General features: G+C 31.2%; 19 protein-coding genes and 3 pseudogenes. All 22 read left to right on the top strand.

The window, feature by feature from the left end:
• Positions 1–36: 36 nt before the first annotated feature.
• Entirely contained in the window at positions 37–246 is a 210-nt protein-coding gene (locus DRZ96_RS09800; RefSeq protein WP_009345237.1) for an excisionase, read from the top strand.
• A gap of 77 nt (positions 247–323) precedes the next feature.
• A complete protein-coding gene (locus tag DRZ96_RS09795; RefSeq protein WP_019132791.1) occupies positions 324–1559 on the top strand; it encodes a tyrosine-type recombinase/integrase in 1236 nt (411 codons plus the stop codon).
• Positions 1560–1715: 156 nt separating this feature from the next.
• Complete coding sequence (locus tag DRZ96_RS09790; protein ID WP_112890513.1) at positions 1716–2165, top strand: methionine--tRNA ligase; 450 nt, start codon at positions 1716–1718, stop codon at positions 2163–2165.
• A 220-nt stretch (positions 2166–2385) separates the two neighbouring features.
• Positions 2386–3300 (top strand): Kiwa anti-phage protein KwaB-like domain-containing protein, encoded by a 915-nt coding sequence (locus DRZ96_RS09785; protein WP_172605478.1) that lies wholly within the window; start codon positions 2386–2388, stop codon positions 3298–3300.
• 13 nt (positions 3301–3313) lie between these two features.
• Positions 3314–3883 (top strand): hypothetical protein, encoded by a 570-nt coding sequence (locus DRZ96_RS09780; RefSeq protein ID WP_146740971.1) that lies wholly within the window; start codon positions 3314–3316, stop codon positions 3881–3883.
• A 150-nt stretch (positions 3884–4033) separates the two neighbouring features.
• A complete protein-coding gene (locus tag DRZ96_RS09775; RefSeq protein WP_322788181.1) occupies positions 4034–4414 on the top strand; it encodes a GntR family transcriptional regulator in 381 nt (126 codons plus the stop codon).
• Positions 4411–5289, top strand: a complete 879-nt coding sequence (locus DRZ96_RS09770) for an ABC transporter ATP-binding protein (RefSeq protein ID WP_112889278.1) — start codon at positions 4411–4413, stop codon at positions 5287–5289. The genes DRZ96_RS09775 and DRZ96_RS09770 overlap by 4 nt, the downstream gene beginning before the upstream one ends.
• A 3-nt stretch (positions 5290–5292) precedes the next feature.
• Complete coding sequence (locus DRZ96_RS09765) at positions 5293–5937, top strand: ABC-2 transporter permease (RefSeq protein ID WP_112890510.1); 645 nt, start codon at positions 5293–5295, stop codon at positions 5935–5937.
• A gap of 206 nt (positions 5938–6143) precedes the next feature.
• Positions 6144–6365: pseudogene (locus tag DRZ96_RS09760) on the top strand (DUF3847 domain-containing protein); the annotation flags it as partial.
• A pseudogene (locus tag DRZ96_RS09755) lies at positions 6353–6457 on the top strand (MobA/MobL family protein); the annotation flags it as partial. The pseudogenes DRZ96_RS09760 and DRZ96_RS09755, both read left to right, overlap by 13 nt.
• Positions 6458–6574: 117 nt before the next feature.
• Positions 6575–7147: a uracil-DNA glycosylase family protein gene (locus tag DRZ96_RS09750; protein WP_112890509.1), complete on the top strand. Its 573-nt coding sequence runs from the start codon at positions 6575–6577 to the stop codon at positions 7145–7147.
• A 792-nt stretch (positions 7148–7939) separates the two neighbouring features.
• Entirely contained in the window at positions 7940–9124 is a 1185-nt protein-coding gene (locus DRZ96_RS09740; protein WP_112890508.1) for a phosphoglycerate kinase, read from the top strand.
• Complete coding sequence (gene tpiA / locus DRZ96_RS09735; protein WP_112889239.1) at positions 9121–9864, top strand: triose-phosphate isomerase; 744 nt, start codon at positions 9121–9123, stop codon at positions 9862–9864. The genes DRZ96_RS09740 and tpiA overlap by 4 nt, the downstream gene beginning before the upstream one ends.
• Positions 9861–11363 carry a 2,3-bisphosphoglycerate-independent phosphoglycerate mutase gene (gene gpmI, locus DRZ96_RS09730; RefSeq protein ID WP_112890507.1) on the top strand — a complete coding sequence of 501 codons (1503 nt, stop codon included), beginning with the start codon at positions 9861–9863 and terminating at the stop codon, positions 11361–11363. The genes tpiA and gpmI overlap by 4 nt, the downstream gene beginning before the upstream one ends.
• Positions 11364–11401: 38 nt before the next feature.
• On the top strand, positions 11402–12694 hold the full coding sequence (gene eno, locus DRZ96_RS09725) for a phosphopyruvate hydratase (RefSeq protein WP_112890506.1): 1293 nt from the start codon (positions 11402–11404) through the stop codon (positions 12692–12694).
• Positions 12691–13104: a SixA phosphatase family protein gene (locus tag DRZ96_RS09720; RefSeq protein ID WP_112890505.1), complete on the top strand. Its 414-nt coding sequence runs from the start codon at positions 12691–12693 to the stop codon at positions 13102–13104. Before eno ends, DRZ96_RS09720 begins: the two co-directional genes overlap by 4 nt.
• A gap of 62 nt (positions 13105–13166) precedes the next feature.
• Complete coding sequence (locus DRZ96_RS09715) at positions 13167–13571, top strand: hypothetical protein (protein ID WP_201621242.1); 405 nt, start codon at positions 13167–13169, stop codon at positions 13569–13571.
• Positions 13572–13577: 6 nt separating this feature from the next.
• A pseudogene (locus DRZ96_RS12330) lies at positions 13578–13652 on the top strand (hypothetical protein); the annotation flags it as partial.
• 152 nt (positions 13653–13804) lie between these two features.
• Positions 13805–14452, top strand: a complete 648-nt coding sequence (locus tag DRZ96_RS09710; protein WP_070702117.1) for a response regulator transcription factor — start codon at positions 13805–13807, stop codon at positions 14450–14452.
• Positions 14452–15315, top strand: coding sequence for a sensor histidine kinase (locus DRZ96_RS09705; RefSeq protein ID WP_112890504.1), 864 nt, complete (start codon positions 14452–14454; stop codon positions 15313–15315). The genes DRZ96_RS09710 and DRZ96_RS09705 overlap by 1 nt, the downstream gene beginning before the upstream one ends.
• 47 nt (positions 15316–15362) lie before the next feature.
• Positions 15363–16043 carry an ABC transporter ATP-binding protein gene (locus DRZ96_RS09700; protein WP_112890503.1) on the top strand — a complete coding sequence of 227 codons (681 nt, stop codon included), beginning with the start codon at positions 15363–15365 and terminating at the stop codon, positions 16041–16043.
• The gene (locus tag DRZ96_RS09695; protein WP_236587197.1) at positions 16036–17715 is read left to right on the top strand and encodes an ABC transporter permease; all 1680 of its coding nucleotides are present in this window, start codon (positions 16036–16038) and stop codon (positions 17713–17715) included. Before DRZ96_RS09700 ends, DRZ96_RS09695 begins: the two co-directional genes overlap by 8 nt.
• Positions 17716–17721 lie beyond the last annotated feature (6 nt).

Below are 17721 nucleotides of genomic sequence, written 5' to 3'. Positions count from 1 at the left end.
AAAATAAATATTTTAAATATATTATTTGGAGGATTTATGATTAACGAAAATATAAAAGGTGTTCGTGTTTCTGAGAAAGCATTTCTAACATTAAAAGAAGCATCTGAATATTTTAATATTGGTCAAGATAAAGTTAGACAATTAACGGATGAAAATGATTGCGATTTTGTATTATTTAATGGTAGTAAGCGTCTTATTAAGAAAAAGTTAATGGAAGAATATTTAAATAGACAGTTCTCTATCTAATCTAAAATTATATATAAAACACGCTTAATGCGGTATAATAATTATAGCGTGTCTTTTATCAAAAAAGGAGAATTTTTATGGTAAAAAGACGCAAAGATAGTAAAGGGGTTGTTTTAAAAGACGGTGAATATCAAAGGTCAAATGGCACTTATGAATTTAAGTGGCAAGACAAAATAGGGCGTAGAAAATCTATCTATGCGAAAACTCTAAAGGAATTAAGAGAAAAGGAATTGGATATTTTACGCAATACTATAGATGGAATCAACAACGAAGGAAGTAGCTTGTCTGTAAATGATACTTTTAAGTTATGGACAAAGGTAAAAAGAGGTTTAAAGGATAATACCTTTAAAAATTACATCTATATGTATCAACAATTCGTCGAACCGACTTTTGGTCGTATTAAACTATCTGATATTAAAAGATCTGATGTTAGAAGTTTTTATAACAGATTAAAGGAAGACCAGGGATTGATGGTTTCTACCATAGATTGTGTCCATACTGTGCTACATCAGGTTTTAGAATTAGCAGTGGATGACGAATATATAAGGTTTAATCCATCTGACAATGCTTTGAAGGAATTGAAAGTAGCTTATCGAAATGAATCTCCGAAGAAAAAAGCCATGACAATAGAAGAACAGGTGCTATTTGAAGAATATTTATCTAATAGTGACGAATATAAAAAATGGTATCCAATATTCATTGTTATGCTTTGGACAGGAATGAGAGTTGGAGAAGTTACAGGATTGCAATGGGACGATCTAGATTTTGATAATGGTCTTATAAATGTAAATAGGACTTTGGTATATTATAGTAAAGGTAAAGGATTAAACAATAGATATGCTATTAATACACCGAAGACAGCATCAGGTAAGCGAAGTATTCCTATGGTTCAAAAAGTAAAAGATGCTTTTCTTATGGAAAGAGAGTTACAAAAGACTTTTGGAATCGAATGTTGTGATTCAATCGATGGATTTAAAGACTTTGTATTTTTAAATAGATTTGGAAAGGTTCATAATAATGGAACACTTAATAAAGCTTTAAGAAGAATTGTTAGAGATTGCAATTTAAGTATAATGGATAAAAATAAATCGAACTCTAATGATATTCTATTAGTTCCACATTTAAGCAATCACATTTTCAGACACACCTTTACTACAAGGCTTAATGAACAAAATATAAATACAAAAGCAATGCAGTCTATTCTAGGTCATTCTGATATTAGTACAACAATGGATATATATGTAGATGCAACAGAAGATTTTAAGATAGAACAGATGGGAGAATTTGAAAAAGCAATGAAATTTATATTTTAGAATTTACGACAGCTTACGACAAATTTACGACAATTTGCTAGAAATCTATAGGCACTTATAGAGAGTTAGCAAATTGTCGTAAATGGAGAAGTACCATAAAATAGACTTTTATAGAGATTTAGACAATTATCTAAGGTAGAGGGGATTTTCCCAACAATGAAGCCACTTGGAAAAGAAGTTGCAGAAATAAAAGCAAATAAGGCAGCAGATGACAATGCAAGTGCAAAGATTGACATGTCCAAGGTAAAGGTTGAACCTCTATTTGAAGACATGGTAGACTTTGATACTTTCTCAAAATCTGACTTCAGAGTTGTAAAAGTTAAGAATTGTGAAGAAGTTCCAAAATCTAAAAAACTTCTCAAGTTCACACTTGACGATGGATCTGGTGAAGATAGAATTATCCTATCAGGAATCAAAAATGTTTACGATGCAGAAGATTTAATTGGCAAGATTCTTGTTGCAATAACAAACCTTCCACCAAGAAAGATGATGGGAGTTGAATCTTGCGGTATGCTTCTATCAGCAGTATGCGAATACGATGGAGAAGAATTATTAAACCTTGTAATGCTAGAAGACAAGATTCCAGCAGGATCAAAATTATATTAAAGAACACGCTAATTATGAAACTGGGGTTTGTTATGAATCCCAGTTTCATTTTTATATCAAGCTTGATACTACGTTATTAAACGTAGTTTCTACTATAGACCTATATAACACATCAGAAACAATATCCAACCAAAAATATTTTGGACTAAATTATCAAAAGACTGATTCGGTTAAAATTTAAAATAGATGGTAATAAATATAAAATATGGAGGATACAAATATGAGTATTAGTATAGCTGACTTAGTTAGCAATTTGAGAGAAAATGATTTGGAATTTAACTTGTTTTTTTCACGTAAATTAAGAAATGGTAATTATGTTAGTTTTTCTCCAAATATAGACGCACAAATTTTCGACGATTTATTAAATTTAATAATTGAGTATGTTGAAACTTTTTCAGACAAAGAGATAGTTGAGTATAATCCAACAGGATATAAAGATGGCACTATAGAAACATGTGAAACTTCATATATAAATTATTATGACAGAGTTATTGACAGTTTTAGAAATAGCGATCATGTAGAAACAGAAATAGATCCAGATAATTATAATTTTTATACTTTTGAAATCAAAAAAGAAGATGAAAATTTTCCTGAAATTAAAATCTTTAGAAGAGTAACTAAATTTAGAAAATTACATTCTAAGGGTATAATTGCAAGATTTAACGGAAATACTCTGAATAAGGTAGAAAGTAAATTAATAGGGATAGATGGGGAGGTAGACTTTATAGTAGTTGATAATAAAATAATAATATTGTCCCATTACTCATTGGAAAGGATATTTAATCTAGATGAGCAGTTTAGAGATAATGCTTCAGCATTTTTAACTCAAGAAGGATTAAGTGATGGTATAGTTAATTTTGAAAGTTTTTATGAAGATTGTTTAAATGATGGTCGCTATAGAAAAACTTTAACTAAGATGTCTAGTGAAAATATAGATGTATCTAAGACATATGATAATTATAAAAATATCAAGGAAACTATTGATATGTTTAATTTAGATATAAATTATAATGAAAAACCGCGTTTTACTATAGTCTATGAAGAGAAAAGTCAAATCATGGACATACTAAGGATATTAAGAGATTCATATTATTTGAGTATTATTAATAAACAAAAAGGAGTAGATGACAAATAAAGGAGGTTATCTTATGAATAAAAGGCTGGATAAGCTTTATAATAGTTTAGTTAGAACTATTATGTTTATTTCTTCATATTTTCCTCTTTATATTATGATAACAATTCTTTATTATAAGAAAATTATTGAGGGTTTTAAGTGTATGAATGTTTTCTCAATTATTGTTACCTTAGCATTGGGTCTATTCATCATAATATCTATATTTAGCATTGTATTATTAAAGTTAGGAAAAGGGAGCAAGGAAAAACTAATTGAAGATTTGGAAAGGCCGGACGATACTGTTCTTAGCTATATTATGACATATATAATTCCTCTTGTAACGAATGGTGACAATACAACTGAGGTATATATGGCTAATATATTTCTTTTTATTTTGATTGGTTATATTTATCTTAGATTAAACTTGATTTATTTGAATCCCTTATGGGCGATGTTCGGTTATATGATATATAGAGATTCGAATAGGGAGGTTATTATTACTAATATATCTAGAGAGCATTTGAAATGTATGAATAAATTAAAAGGGTACTACTTAAGTAACTATGTGTTTGTAGCTCATAAAAAAAATAATTTAGAATATTAGAAAAGTATTAATAGGCGATAGAAATTAAAAAACTCTATCGTCTTTTTTTATATTCAAAATTAGGAAATTAAGGGGGTTGAAAAAAATTTTTATTGGTGGTATTATTAAAACGATAAGTACACATAAGTACACTTCTGGAACAGGAGGTGCATTATAAATATTATTATAAATACCGATTCTAGCGAACCGATTTATGAACAAATCGAAAATCAGATAAAAAAACAAATTATGAATGAAGATTTGAAAACTGGAGATTCTATACCATCTATGAGAGTATTAGCTAAAAATCTTAAGGTAGCTGTAATTACAGTTCAAAAGGCTTATGAAAATTTACAAAAAGATGGATTTATTGAGACTATTCATGGTAAAGGCAGTTTTATATCAGCAAGAAATATTGAATTACAAAAAATAGAAACATATAAAGAAGTGGAAGATTTAGCTAAAAAAATTGTCAAGAGCATACAATCAAGTTCTATTTCGTTAGATGACTTAATAGATTTAATAAAAAAGATATATGAGGAGGGGCAATGATGGATTCATATGAAAATAAATTAGCATTAAGGGTATCTGGATTAAATAAAAAGAATAAAACAAATGATTTTTCTTTGAAAAATATAAATATTGAAGTACCTTATGGATCTATTGTAGGAAATATAGGAAGAAATGGAGCGGGGAAAAGTACTACTATTTCTTGTATACTTGGAATGTTTCAAAAAGATGAGGGAAAAATAGAGATATTTGGTACTGAAGATTGTAATCAAATAGATATTAAAAAACACATAGGTGTTGTTTTAGATGAGCCAAACTTTTCATTATTATTAACGTCTAATGAGATAAATGAGGTAATGAAATTTAATTACAGTAATTGGGAAGAAGATAGTTTTAAAAATTATTTGAATAGATTTAATTTACCAATAGACAAGAAGACTAAGCAATTTTCATTTGGTATGAAAAAAAAGTTATCGTTGGCTATAGCGTTGTCTCACGAAACAAAACTTCTCATATTAGATGAGATTACTTCAGGTTTAGATCCAGTAAGCAGAGATGAAATACTGGGTATATTGTTGGAATTTATAGAAAACCCAGAAAACTCCGTGTATATATCATCACATATTACAACAGATTTGGAAAAAATAGCTGATTATATAGTTTTTATGGATAATGGCAAAGTCGTGTTGAGTGAAGAAAAGGATGAATTGTTATATAACTATGGGATACTTCGTTGTACTGATAAAGAACTAGAAAAAGTGGAAAAAACGGACATCATTTCATACAGGAAGGAATTTGGAAGGGTAGATATTTTAGTAAAAGATATATCGAAGATAAAGAATAAGTATAAAGAATTTGTTGTGAATAAACCAAATTTTGATGAGATGTTATTAATATTAACAGGGAAGGAGGACTAATATATGAAAGGTTTATTGTTAGAAATATATTACAAAAATATTAAAAACATTTTTATAATGAATGCATTTTTAATTTTAGTATGGATTCTAATAAATTTATTTGCTGACATACAAATGGTTGTTTTTGCGTATTTTGCAGTAGTAATTTTCGCTAACAGTTTGTTGCTTCTTTTATCTCAAAGAAAAGATTATGATTTAAAATTATATAAATATGAATTCATGCTACCAATAAAAAGTAAAAATATAATACTATCAAAATATATAAGTCAAGTAGTTATTATTCTCTTTTCTATATTGATGTTGATTATTTTGAATTATATATCAATCTATCTAGGTAAGAATTATTTTGATTATGGATCTTCAGACTTAATAGCTTTGTTAAATGTTCTATTAGGTATTATTTTGCAACTAGTATCAATCTTCTACTTAGCCATGTACTTTATTGATTTAGAGAAAGGTGATTTGTGGATGGTTTTAGGCTTGATTGGGTCTATAATGCTAGTATCAATAGAAATATTTACATTAAATAGGCTTGGATTTTCTAAGTCAGGTGGAAATGTTGCACTTTGTGCAATATATTTGATGCTATTTATAACATCATGCGTATTGAACTCAAAAAGAATGGTAAATCTAAAATTAGATACTTAAAATGGAAGATGCTATATCTATATTAGGTTTTATGTATAGAATTAATAAGTAAATATATTAATATTCAGAGCTGCTGGACCTAAAATATGGTCTTGTAGCAAAGAGATAAAAACTTATTGAATTAGAAAATATTAAAACGTGGATATTTTAGGCGATAGAAATTAAAAACTCTATCGTCTTTTTTTATTACAAGAAAGGAGTTATATATGAAAAATTTAGAGCAAATAAGACAAGAGTCAAAAGAAATAAAAGATAAAATTGATGATACAGAAGAAAGATTAAAGCAACTAAAAAATCAAGAAAAGAAGATATTAAAACAAGACATAGTGAAAAGAAGAAAAGAAAGAACTCATAGACTAATCATAAGAGGAGCAATCTTAGAAAGTCTTATAGAAAATACAGAAGAACTAACAGATCAAGAAATAAAAACCTAATTGAAAGATTTATAAAAGAAAATTTAACATCACAAGGAATGATAGTAGATTATGCAATTCATGATGAGAGTCAAGACAAAAATGGGTAATAATTTTATATAAGTTAAAAGTTTTACTAGGCTAAGAATAGATTTTTTACGAAAATTGTTACTTGTCCTAAAGCTTGGTAAGGTTCTAATTCTAATGAAGGTGATGGCAAAATTATGAAAGAAAAAATTATTATTAAAAAATTAAAAGAAGATCGCAGAAATGAAATCTACACAAATAGAGGAATTAACCCAATATTCCAGCTAAATCCAAAATCAAAAATTTTGATAATTGGGCAAGCTCCTGGGGAAAAGGTTGAAGAGACTGGTATTTTATTTAATGATAAGAGTGGGGAAAATCTTGTCAAATGGTTGGGTATATCAGAAGACGTCCTCCATAGTGAAGACTTTTCTATAATTCCAATGGATTTTTATTATCCTGGAAAGGGAAAATCGGGCGACAAGGCTCCCAGATCTTTTATTGCAAAAGAATACCATCCACTATTATTAAATGAATTGAAGGATATAAAGTTAACTATTTTGATAGGAGCCTATGCTCAAAAGTTTTATTTGAAGGATAAATTTAAGAAAAATTTAACTGAAACAGTAAAATCTTACAAAGAATTTTTGCCAGAATATTTCCCAATAGTCCACCCAAGTCCTCTAAACAACAGGTGGATAGCAAAAAATCCTTTTTTTAGAGAGGATGTCTTGCCTGAGTTAAAGAAAATGGTAAAAAAGCTGATATAAATTGTGTTTGTAAAAATTTATTGTATAACTTTTTTTATGGTAATGGTCATCAACAAGGAGAGAAAATATGAAGCGACTATGATGGAGAAGAACTATTAAACCTAGTGATGCTAGAAGATAAAATTCCAGCAGGAGCAAAATTATATTAATAAAAATTTTATTTATAAAAGTAAAAGGAACTGAGAAAAAATTATCTCAGTTCCAATTTTTTTGCTTTTTTTATTTTTTAAATTGTTTTAAAAGATTTAATATTTTTATAAGTAAGACAATCTTAATCACATGTAAAATTGTATAGGGAATTAGACCTGTAAGGATTGTCATAGTCGCTTCATATTTTTCTATAAAATCACATCTCCTTAAATAGTTCTTTTAATTTTTTTAATATTAAAATCAAAAGTATAATCTCAATTATGTTAAAAAGATATTGAGGCTGGATTATAGTGAGGAACTTAATTAATTGCATTTTCATAAGAAACATCTCCTTCAAATAATTGATAGAATTTAAATCAAAAATTTTATCTAATAATTTCATATATTTGGGAATTAATTTACATATTTTTTTGAATTTTAAGTAACGAAAGTTGAAGCTTATATCAATTTATCGATTTAACAAATTATATCACAAAAAGGGAAGTGCAAGTATAGTAATTATTCCTTGATTTTTTAATGAATTTACCCTTATAAATACTTATAAAGCAGTAGTACTAACTTCAACTCTTTATGATTTGTGGTATAATTTAAATGATAAATTGACGGAATATGACGGTATAAATCTAAAATTAGAGGTGTAATGTGAAAAAAACTATTAGAGATTTTGATTTTAATGATAAAACTGCTCTAGTTAGGGTGGACTTTAACGTGCCCCTAAAGGATGGAGTGGTAACTGGCGACGACAGAATTATTAAGGCAATCCCAACTATTGAATATTTAATAGAAAATGGGGCCAAAGTTGTTCTTATGAGTCACCTTGGTAGACCTAAGGGAGAATACAAGGAAGACCTATCTCTTGAACCAGTTGCAAAAAGAGCTTCAGAACTTTTGAAGAAGGATGTAAAATTTATTCCTTCGAAAGAAGTTGTTGATGAGGAAGTTGTAAGTCAAGTAAAAGAATTACAAAAAGGAGAAATTGTTCTTCTTGAAAACTTGAGATTTGTCAAGGGTGAAGAAAAGGATGATTCTGACTTTGCCAAAAAACTTGCATCTCTTGGTGACATCTTTGTAAATGATGCCTTTGGAACTGCCCACAGGGCTCACGCATCAAATGTTGGTGTGACAGAATTCCTACCATCTTGCGCAGGACTTCTAGTTGAAAAAGAAATTAAATACTTTGAAGATGCTCTTAAGAACCCAGAAAAACCTTTTGCGGCAATTCTTGGTGGATCAAAGGTTTCTGACAAGATTGGAGTAATAGAAAATCTATTGGAAAAAGTTGATTTCCTAGTAATTGTTGGTGCCATGGCCAACACCTTCTTAAAGTCAAAGGGACTTGAAGTTGGAAAATCTCTTGTAGAAGATGACAAGCTAGACCTTGCTAGAGAAATAATGGCAAAGGCAGTAGAAAATCAAGTTGAAATAATTCTTCCAAAGGACGTTATTGTTGCTCCAGAAGTATCTGAAAACGCAAAGGGAACTTTAAAAGATGTGGAAGATGTTGCTGAAGATGACATGATCTTAGACATTGGTAAAGAAAGTCTAAAGGATATTGAAGGATCACTATCTAAGGCAAAGACTGTTGTCTTAAATGGACCTTGTGGAGTTTTTGAAATTGAAAAATTCTCCCACGGAACTATTGAACTTGCAAAAATTCTAGCTAAGCTTGATGCCACAGTAATTGTTGGTGGTGGAGACTCTGTTGCTGCTGTTGAAAAGGCAGGAGTTGCAGATGACTTAACTCACATTTCAACTGGTGGTGGAGCAAGTCTTGAAATGCTTGAAGGGAAGAAACTTCCTGGTATCGAGGCAGTTGAAGAAGCATGAGAAAAAAATATATTTGTGGAAATTGGAAGATGAACAAGACTTCTTATGAAGTCCTTGAATTTGCAAAAGAAATAAATGAATTTGAATTTAATAAGGTAGATGTTTTAATAGCACCATCTTTTGTGAGTCTGGAAAGTCTAAGAAAAAACTTAAAAGATGAGATAAAGCTAGCGGGACAAAATGTGTCTGAGTTTGATGATGGAGCCTTCACTGGCGAAATTTCTACTACCATGTTAAAAGACATTGGAGTTGAAGATGTAATCATCGGCCACTCTGAAAGACGTGAAAAGTTTTCTGAAAGTGATGAGATTATAAATGCCAAGGTTAAAAAGGCCCTTGCAGATGATTTATCAGTAATTCTTTGCCTAGGCGAATCCCTTGAAGTCAAGGAGGAAGGCAAGGAAATTGACTTTGTAAGAGATGAACTTTTAAAATCTCTTGATGGAGTTGATGACTTAGAAAATCTTACTATTGCCTACGAACCAATTTGGGCAATTGGAACAGGAAAAACTTGCTCATCTGAAGATGCAGAAAACATGTGCAAGGAAATTAGAAATATAATAAATGAAAAATATGGAGAAATTTCTCAACAAATTAGAATTTTATATGGTGGATCTGTTAAGCCATCAAATGCAGGAGAAATTTTGTCCAAGGAAAATATTGACGGAGTCCTAGTTGGCGGTGCAAGCCTAAAGGCTAGTGACTTTATTGAAATTATAAAAGCTGGTGAAAATCTATGAAACCAACAATGTTAATAATCTTAGATGGTTTTGGGATAAATGAAAGTGAAGTAGGCAATGCAGTTAAACTTGCAAAGACTCCAACTCTTGATGAGCTTTATAAAACCTCAGCTCACACAAAAATTTATGCCAGCGAAGAATATGTTGGGCTTCCTCATGGACAAATGGGGAACTCTGAAGTTGGCCACTTAAATATTGGGGCAGGAAGAGTTATCTACCAAAATTTGACAAAGATTACTGAGTCAATTAAGTCTGGAGAATTTTTCAAAAATTCAGAATTTAAAAGGGCAATTGACAATGTCAAGAAAAATAATTCAAGCCTTCACTTAATTGGACTTGTGTCCAAGGGTGGAGTTCACTCTCACCTTGACCACTTAAAGGCTCTTATAGAATTAATGAAGGAAGAGGGAATAGAAAAAACTTATATCCATGCAATTACTGATGGACGTGACGTTTCTCCTCATGCAGCTATTGACGATATAAGAGAGCTTCAAGAAGAAATAGAAAAAGTTGGGAATGGAAAAATTGCCACAATTTCTGGAAGATATTATGCCATGGACCGTGACAAGAGATGGGAAAGAACTAAAAAATACTACGACAACCTAGTAAGTGATGTGGACTTCACTGAAGAAGACATTCTTTCCTATATAAAGTCATCCTATGATAAGGATGTTACTGATGAATTTTTAGAACCTGCAAAATTTATCAAAGGCTCTGAAATAAAAGATGGTGACTCTGTTATTATCTTCAACTTTAGACCAGACAGGGTTAGACAAATTACAAGGGCCCTTGTGGATGATGACTTCGCAGGTTTTGAAAGAAAAAAAATAGACACTACTCTTGTTGCTATGACAGAATATGACAAGGAAATAAAGAATAAGCTAGTTGCCTTTAAGGACGAAATTCCAAAGGATACTCTTGGAGAAGTTCTTGAAAAAAATAAAATCAAGCAACTTAGGATTGCCGAGACAGAAAAATATGCCCACGTTACATTTTTCTTTAATGGTGGGCGTGAAAAACCCTTTGAAGGAGAGGACAGGATCTTGGTCCCGTCTCCAAAGGTAGCAACCTATGATTTAAAACCAGAAATGTCTGCCAATGAAGTTACAGATAAGGTAATAGAAAGTTTGGAAAAGGACAAGTATGGCCTGATAATTTTAAACTTTGCAAATCCAGACATGGTTGGTCACACAGGAGACCTAAAGGCTGCCATAAAGGCAGTGGAAACTGTGGACCATGACCTTGGAAGAATTTTAAAGGTCTTAAAGGAAAAGGACGGAGCAGCAATAATTACTGCAGACCATGGAAACTGTGAGTACATGATTGATAATGAAGGCAATGTTGTAACAAGCCACAGCACAAACCTTGTTCCCCTATTTTTATTTAACAGGGATGAGGAACTTAGGTCTGACGGAGCCCTTTGCGACTTGTCGCCAACAATTTTAAAAATTATGGGATTAGATCAGCCAGAGCTTATGACTGGCAAGTCTTTATTTTAATATAATTAAATTAGAATTTATTTAAATTAGGAGGAATTATGAGTTTAATTGATTACGTTTATGCGAGAGAAGTTCTTGATTCAAGGGGAAACCCAACAGTTGAGGTAGAAGTGGGAACACTTAATGGTGGTTTTGGTTCTGCAATTGTGCCAAGTGGTGCATCAACTGGTATTCACGAAGCAGTAGAACTTCGTGATGGAGAAGATAGATACAATGGCAAGGGAGTTGAAAAGGCAGTTGCAAATGTAAATGAAAAAATTGCTGAAGAATTAATTTGCTTTGACTGCTTTGACCAACTTGGCATTGACAAGATGCTTATTGAACTTGACGGAAGCGAAAACAAGGGCAATCTTGGAGCAAATGCAATCCTTGGAGTTTCTCTTGCAGTAGCAAGGGCAGCAGCAAATGAAGCTGGACTTCCACTTTACCAATATCTTGGTGGAGTAAATGCAAAAACTATGCCAATCCCATTGATGAATATAATCAACGGTGGCGAACACGCTGACAACAACGTGGACATCCAAGAGTTTATGATTATGCCAATAGGAGCAAAAACTTTTAAGGAAGCTTTAAGAATGGGAGCAGAAGTTTACCATGCACTTAAAAAAGTTTTAAAGGACAAGGGACTTTCTACAGGTGTTGGTGACGAAGGTGGCTTTGCACCAAATCTTGAATCCAATAAAAAAGCCTTTGACTGCATACTTGAAGCTGTAAAGGCAGCAGGTTATGAAGCAGGCAAGGACATTGTACTTGCAATTGACGCTGCAGCTTCAGAATTCTATGACAAGGACAAGAAAAAATACATTCTTGAAGGAGAAGGTCGTGAGTTTACATCAGAAGAACTTTCAAAATTCTATGAAGAATTAGTAAAGGAATACCCAATTTATTCTATAGAAGATGGACTTGATGAAGACGACTGGGATGGCTGGAAGCACTTAACAGACCTACTAGGCGATAAGGTTCAATTAGTTGGAGACGACTTCTTCGTTACAAACACAAAAAGACTTCAAGAAGGAATAGAAAAAGAATCTGCAAACTCAATCCTAATTAAGTTTAACCAAATTGGAACAATTACAGAAACACTTGACTCCATAGAACTTGCAAAGAGACACAATTACACAGCAGTAATCTCTCACAGGTCAGGAGAAAGTGAAGACTCAACAATAGCGGACCTTGCAGTTGCAACAAACGCTGGCTTTATAAAAACTGGAGCACCAGCAAGATCTGAAAGAATTGCAAAATACAATGAACTTCTAAGAATTGAAGACGAACTAGGCGACTTGGCAATTTATCCAGGCTTTGATGCTTTCTATAACATTGACAGAAAATGAAAATTTACTTTATAAGACATGGTGAAGCAGAAATTTATGCTGAAGATGACTTCAAGAGAAAGTTGACTACCATTGGAAGGGTTAAACTGGAAAATTCTTTTAAGGCTTTTGCAAATAATTTAGAAGACAAGAGGTCCTACAAGATTTATTCCTCACCTCTTGAAAGGGCAAAGGAAACTGCAGAGATTTTGGCCAAGCACTTGGACTCAACTTATGAAGTCAAGGACTATCTTGCAGGAGCAAGGATAAGAGATATTTTAAAAACTTTAGATCAAGATGAAAACTATATTCTAGTATCCCATGAGCCTTTTATATCTAATTGGATTTATCAACTCACTGGTGAGATGAAAATTGTATCAAGAGGCAGCATAAACTTTGTGGAAATAAATTTAGAGGACTTTGCAGAATAAAAATTTTGAAATCTTAATCATATTTTGCTTTTCTTAATAAAAGAAGAAATTATGAGGAGACAATGAATAAGAAAATTACACTAGCATCAGTAGCACTACTTTCGCTAACACTAGTTGGATGTGGAGCAAAAAACGATGCAAAAGAAAATACAGCAAAAGAAAATAACACTAAGGTAGAAGCAAATAATGTAGAAAAGACTACTGAAGAAGCTCTTGAATTAAAGGACGGAACTTACACAGGTAAATCATCAGAAGATGACTTTGGTGGACACATGGAAGTTACAATCACAGTAGCCGACGGAAAGATTTCTAACACTGAAGTTAAGAACCTTCAAAAAGACGGAAGTGAAAAGGGAGAAGACTACGGTAAAGAAGCTGGCGAAGAAGGACACAAGACTGCACAAATGACACTTGAAGCTTCACAAACTTACGGACAAGAACTTACAGAAAAGGGTTCAGTAGAATAAGTTGAAGCAGTGACTGGCGCAACACAATCCTACAATCAATTTGTTGAAGCAGCAAATGATGCAATCAACCAAGCAAAATAATTTTAAAAATTAAAAGAGTTAAAATCACAAGCACTGGCGAAAGCTGGTGCTTTTTTTGTTGGGAAGATTTATAAGAACGCAAAAAGATTAAGAATTCTTTTAAAAACTAAAGTGTGATAGAATTTGTTTACAAGATTGTGTTAGGTGATCAAATGAAAAAAATAATTTTAATAGAAGACGATGAAAATTTATCAAGAGGGATTGAGTCCTATTTGTCAAAAAATAATTTTAAAGTAGAAACTTGTAAAAACTTTGAAGAAGCAAGGATAAAAATAAATAATTCTTATGACTTGGCAATTTTAGACATAAATTTGCCTGATAGGGATGGAATTAATTTGTTGAAGACTTTGAGAGAAAACAATGTGAGAGTAATAATCACAACAGTAAAAAACGATGAGAAATTTATCGTGAGAGCCCTAGATAGTGGAGCCGACGATTACATTACAAAACCCTTTAAGCTTTCTATCTTAAGAGCGAGAATAGATAAGACTCTTAGGACGGCTCTTGTAGAAGATGATTTTATTAGCTTCAAGGACTTGGCTCTAAATAATAAGGAAGGAAGCTTTTATTATAAAGATAAAAAACTAGATTTAACTTCACTGGAATTTGAAGTGATGAAATTATTTATAAATAATCCAAATAGAATTTTTACTAGGGACTTTTTACTAGAGAGATTTTGGGATAGGCGAGAGAAATTTGTCAACGATAATACACTTACTGCCACTATTAAAAGAATTAGGGACAAAAGTGACAGAGATATTATCAAGACAATCCGTGGAATAGGTTATAGGATGGACTGATGATTTATTTATTTTACCCTGTGAGCTTGTTGGCCCTTTATTATTTTTTAAAGAAAAGACAAAAGAAGAGAATTGAGGAATTGGAAGAACTTATAGATAGGTTGGAAGAAAAGAACTATTCAATCCCCATGGTCCAAGATGAATTTTCTATACTTGAAGACAAAATTTATAAGATATTTGTAGAACTTGTTGAGGCGAGAGAAAGCCTTGAGATAAATTCAAAAAAACAGAGGCAAAATCTAGAAGATATTGCCCATCAAATAAAGACTCCAATCACTTCAATGGTCTTTGACTTGGAAACAATTGATAAGACTGAAGAAAATAGAAAAGAGATTGAAAGGTTAGAGTCTCAACTTGAAAGGCTTAACTCTCTTGCTGATATTTTGTTAAAGCTATCTAGTCTTGATGCAAATATAGACAAGATGGATAAGAGAGAAGTTTTTATTTCAGAAATACTTGACTATGTTTTGGATATTTTAAGAAAATCAATTGATGAGAAAAAGGTAAAAATTATTTGTAACTACGAGGATTATGAGATAAAAGTCGATTACTATTGGATCTCTGAAGCTTTAATAAATATTATAAAGAATGCCTTGAGCCTTGATGGTCTTACAAGAATTAAGATTTCTACGGATAAAAATCCAATTTATACAGAGATAATAATTGAAGATGACGGTGGAGGGATTAAGGAAGAAAACTTCAAAAAAATATTTGAAAGATTTTACAAAAGTCCTGACTCTAAGGGCTTTGGCATAGGACTTGCCATGGCAAAATCAATTGTTGAGGCAAACAATGGAGATATATCTGTAAAAAATGGAAAAGATGGTGCGATTTTTAAAATTAAATTTTACAATGTCACTTAAAAGTCATTTTAACCCTTTATTATTAAGACAAATAGAGGGAGGTACATATGGAAATTGTTAGAACTGAAAATTTATCAAAAACTTATGGAAGTGGAGAAAATCTTGTAAAAGCAATTGATGATGTTAATTTAAAAATTGAAAAAGGAGAATTTATTGCAATTGTTGGACCAAGTGGATCAGGCAAGTCAACTCTTCTTCACTTGTTGGGTGGTGTGGACAATCCAAGTTCCGGAAAAATATTTATAGACGGCAATGACATCTCAAAATATTCATCAAAAGAATTAGCACTTTTTAGGAGAAGAAAAGTAGGTCTAATTTATCAATTTTATAATTTAATTCCCAACTTAACAGTGAGGCATAACATTGAGTTGCCCCTAAAGCTTGATAAGAGAAAAATCAATGATGAAGTCCTATTAGATATTGTTAGAAAACTTGGCATAGAAAATAAGTTGGATTCTTTTCCAAGTGAACTATCAGGTGGTCAACAACAAAGAGTTGCCATAGCAAGAAGTCTTATATATTCTCCGTCTCTTGTGCTCGCTGATGAGCCAACTGGAAACCTAGACAGAGAGAATTCAAGAGAAATAATTGAAATTTTAAAATATTTTAACAGGACTTTAAAACAGACAATTATTGTAATAACCCATGACGAGTCCATAGCCCTAGAGGCAGAAAGAGTAATAACAATAGTGGATGGAAAAGTAGTGGGAGATGAAAGAAATGAATAAGAAGAATCTATCAATCTCACTTTCACTTTTTATAACTGCAATTTTCTTTACATTTTGTGTTTACTTTGGATATGTAAATAATAAATTTGATTATGAATATTTTAGAAACAGATCAATTTATGATGCTAAAATTATGACTGAAACAGTTTCTGGTGACACAAGCAAATTAAAAGAAATAAAAAACATCAAAGAGGTGGGAGAAGTTGCAGTAGAAAATAATTCTGCCAAGCTATCTCAAAATGTCTTAGTGGTAAATTATACAGATCATGGTTTTAACAAGATGTTAGAAGATAATATGCTAAAAGAGGGAAGCTTTGCTACAAAAGATAATGAAATCACCATACCAAAAAGTCTTGCAGAAAAAGAAAATTTAAAAATTGGCGATAAGGTAAAAGTAGAATTTGGGAATAGACTAGTTAATGGAAAACAAATAAAAGCAGTTTCAAGTGTTACTAAGGATGAAGAATTTATAAGAAAAGATAGCAAGGAATATGTAATAAGTGGTCTCACAAGAAATCTTTACAATGAAAATATGAAGATTTTTTATGCGTCTACTGTCATAGGAAAGAATGCAAAGACTAATAGCTTTGTAAGATTTCATAATTTTAGAAAAGCCTATAGTAATAAAGATAATTTAGAAAAAGATCTTGCATCTATCTTGAATAAAGATAAAGTAGAACTAGAATTTAGCGAAATAATGAAAGATTACTATAATGTTGATGGGAGTCTTTTTCAGCAAAATAGGCAGATAATTGTAGATTCTCTTTTAATTTTTGCTACAATCCTTATTTTTATATTTTTTGTAAAAAATATTTTTACAGTTTGGGGACTAAGAAAGATAAGAGAAATTTCAATGTACAAATCCATTGGTTCAACAGATTATCAAATTTATAAATTGCTTTTAAAAGATGGATTAAAAACTTCACTTCTACCAATAGTTATGGGACATGTTTTCGGATATGGAGGAATCAACCTCCTCTATCTTGGCCTTCAAAGGATTGTAGAAGAAGAGGAAAAGTACAAGTATATAGAATTTTCGCCAAGCCTTTCACTTATAGTTTTGTTAATTTGCTTTTTTATAATTTTAATAGCAATACTTGCTCCAGCTAAAAAAATCGCAAAGATAAATATAATTGATGGAGTAAGGGGCAACTTTAATGACAAAAATATAAAACTAAAGAGAAATAAAGATATTTGGAAGGAATTAAAGATAAATAATTTAAAAACTACTTCCTCTCAGAGATATATTTCTGCCATTGGAATGATAATTGTCTCAATTTTTTTAATAGTTTTTTCTATGGCAAAGTACAATAGGGTGAAAAATACTTACACTTACAATACGAATATTAATATACTAATTCATTCAAATGAAGCTGAAGTTCCAAATGTCTTAAAAGATATAATGAATACTACAGAAAATGACAGAGCATTTCTTTCAACTGAAAAATATATTTCCCTTAGTAAGGAGCAAAATTATTCAGATGAGTTTAGGTCTCTTGATTTAGATGAGAAAATTCGAAAATATTATGATAATGGCGAAGATTTTTATCTCGATGGAATTATAACGGCCTTAGATGATGAAACTTTTGAAAAGATAGGTGGCAAAAAGGGAGAGGCTTTGCTATTAAATAGGGTCCAAGTCAATCCAAATGCACCAATTGATGGATCATAAACAACA

The sequence above is a fragment of the Peptoniphilus harei genome (genome assembly GCF_900454685.1).
Classification (GTDB): Bacteria; Bacillota; Clostridia; order Tissierellales; family Peptoniphilaceae; genus Peptoniphilus_A; species Peptoniphilus_A harei.
This window is presented reverse-complemented; position numbering and strand designations above follow the sequence as displayed.

What these genes read in the sequence shown, in the direction of transcription:
- DRZ96_RS09780 (WP_146740971.1), top strand. Translation starts at nt 3,314, where the DNA reads ATGAATAAAAGGCTGGATAAGCTTTATAATAGTTTAGTTAGAACTATT.
- DRZ96_RS09695 (WP_236587197.1), top strand. Translation starts at nt 16,036, where the DNA reads ATGAATAAGAAGAATCTATCAATCTCACTTTCACTTTTTATAACTGCA.
- DRZ96_RS09715 (WP_201621242.1), top strand. Translation starts at nt 13,167, where the DNA reads ATGAATAAGAAAATTACACTAGCATCAGTAGCACTACTTTCGCTAACA.
- tpiA (WP_112889239.1), top strand. Translation starts at nt 9,121, where the DNA reads ATGAGAAAAAAATATATTTGTGGAAATTGGAAGATGAACAAGACTTCT.
- DRZ96_RS09795 (WP_019132791.1), top strand. Translation starts at nt 324, where the DNA reads ATGGTAAAAAGACGCAAAGATAGTAAAGGGGTTGTTTTAAAAGACGGT.
- DRZ96_RS09720 (WP_112890505.1), top strand. Translation starts at nt 12,691, where the DNA reads ATGAAAATTTACTTTATAAGACATGGTGAAGCAGAAATTTATGCTGAA.
- DRZ96_RS09765 (WP_112890510.1), top strand. Translation starts at nt 5,293, where the DNA reads ATGAAAGGTTTATTGTTAGAAATATATTACAAAAATATTAAAAACATT.
- DRZ96_RS09770 (WP_112889278.1), top strand. Translation starts at nt 4,411, where the DNA reads ATGATGGATTCATATGAAAATAAATTAGCATTAAGGGTATCTGGATTA.
- DRZ96_RS09710 (WP_070702117.1), top strand. Translation starts at nt 13,805, where the DNA reads ATGAAAAAAATAATTTTAATAGAAGACGATGAAAATTTATCAAGAGGG.
- DRZ96_RS09790 (WP_112890513.1), top strand. Translation starts at nt 1,716, where the DNA reads ATGAAGCCACTTGGAAAAGAAGTTGCAGAAATAAAAGCAAATAAGGCA.
- DRZ96_RS09800 (WP_009345237.1), top strand. Translation starts at nt 37, where the DNA reads ATGATTAACGAAAATATAAAAGGTGTTCGTGTTTCTGAGAAAGCATTT.
- eno (WP_112890506.1), top strand. Translation starts at nt 11,402, where the DNA reads ATGAGTTTAATTGATTACGTTTATGCGAGAGAAGTTCTTGATTCAAGG.
- gpmI (WP_112890507.1), top strand. Translation starts at nt 9,861, where the DNA reads ATGAAACCAACAATGTTAATAATCTTAGATGGTTTTGGGATAAATGAA.
- DRZ96_RS09700 (WP_112890503.1), top strand. Translation starts at nt 15,363, where the DNA reads ATGGAAATTGTTAGAACTGAAAATTTATCAAAAACTTATGGAAGTGGA.
- DRZ96_RS09785 (WP_172605478.1), top strand. Translation starts at nt 2,386, where the DNA reads ATGAGTATTAGTATAGCTGACTTAGTTAGCAATTTGAGAGAAAATGAT.
- DRZ96_RS09705 (WP_112890504.1), top strand. Translation starts at nt 14,452, where the DNA reads ATGATTTATTTATTTTACCCTGTGAGCTTGTTGGCCCTTTATTATTTT.
- DRZ96_RS09750 (WP_112890509.1), top strand. Translation starts at nt 6,575, where the DNA reads ATGAAAGAAAAAATTATTATTAAAAAATTAAAAGAAGATCGCAGAAAT.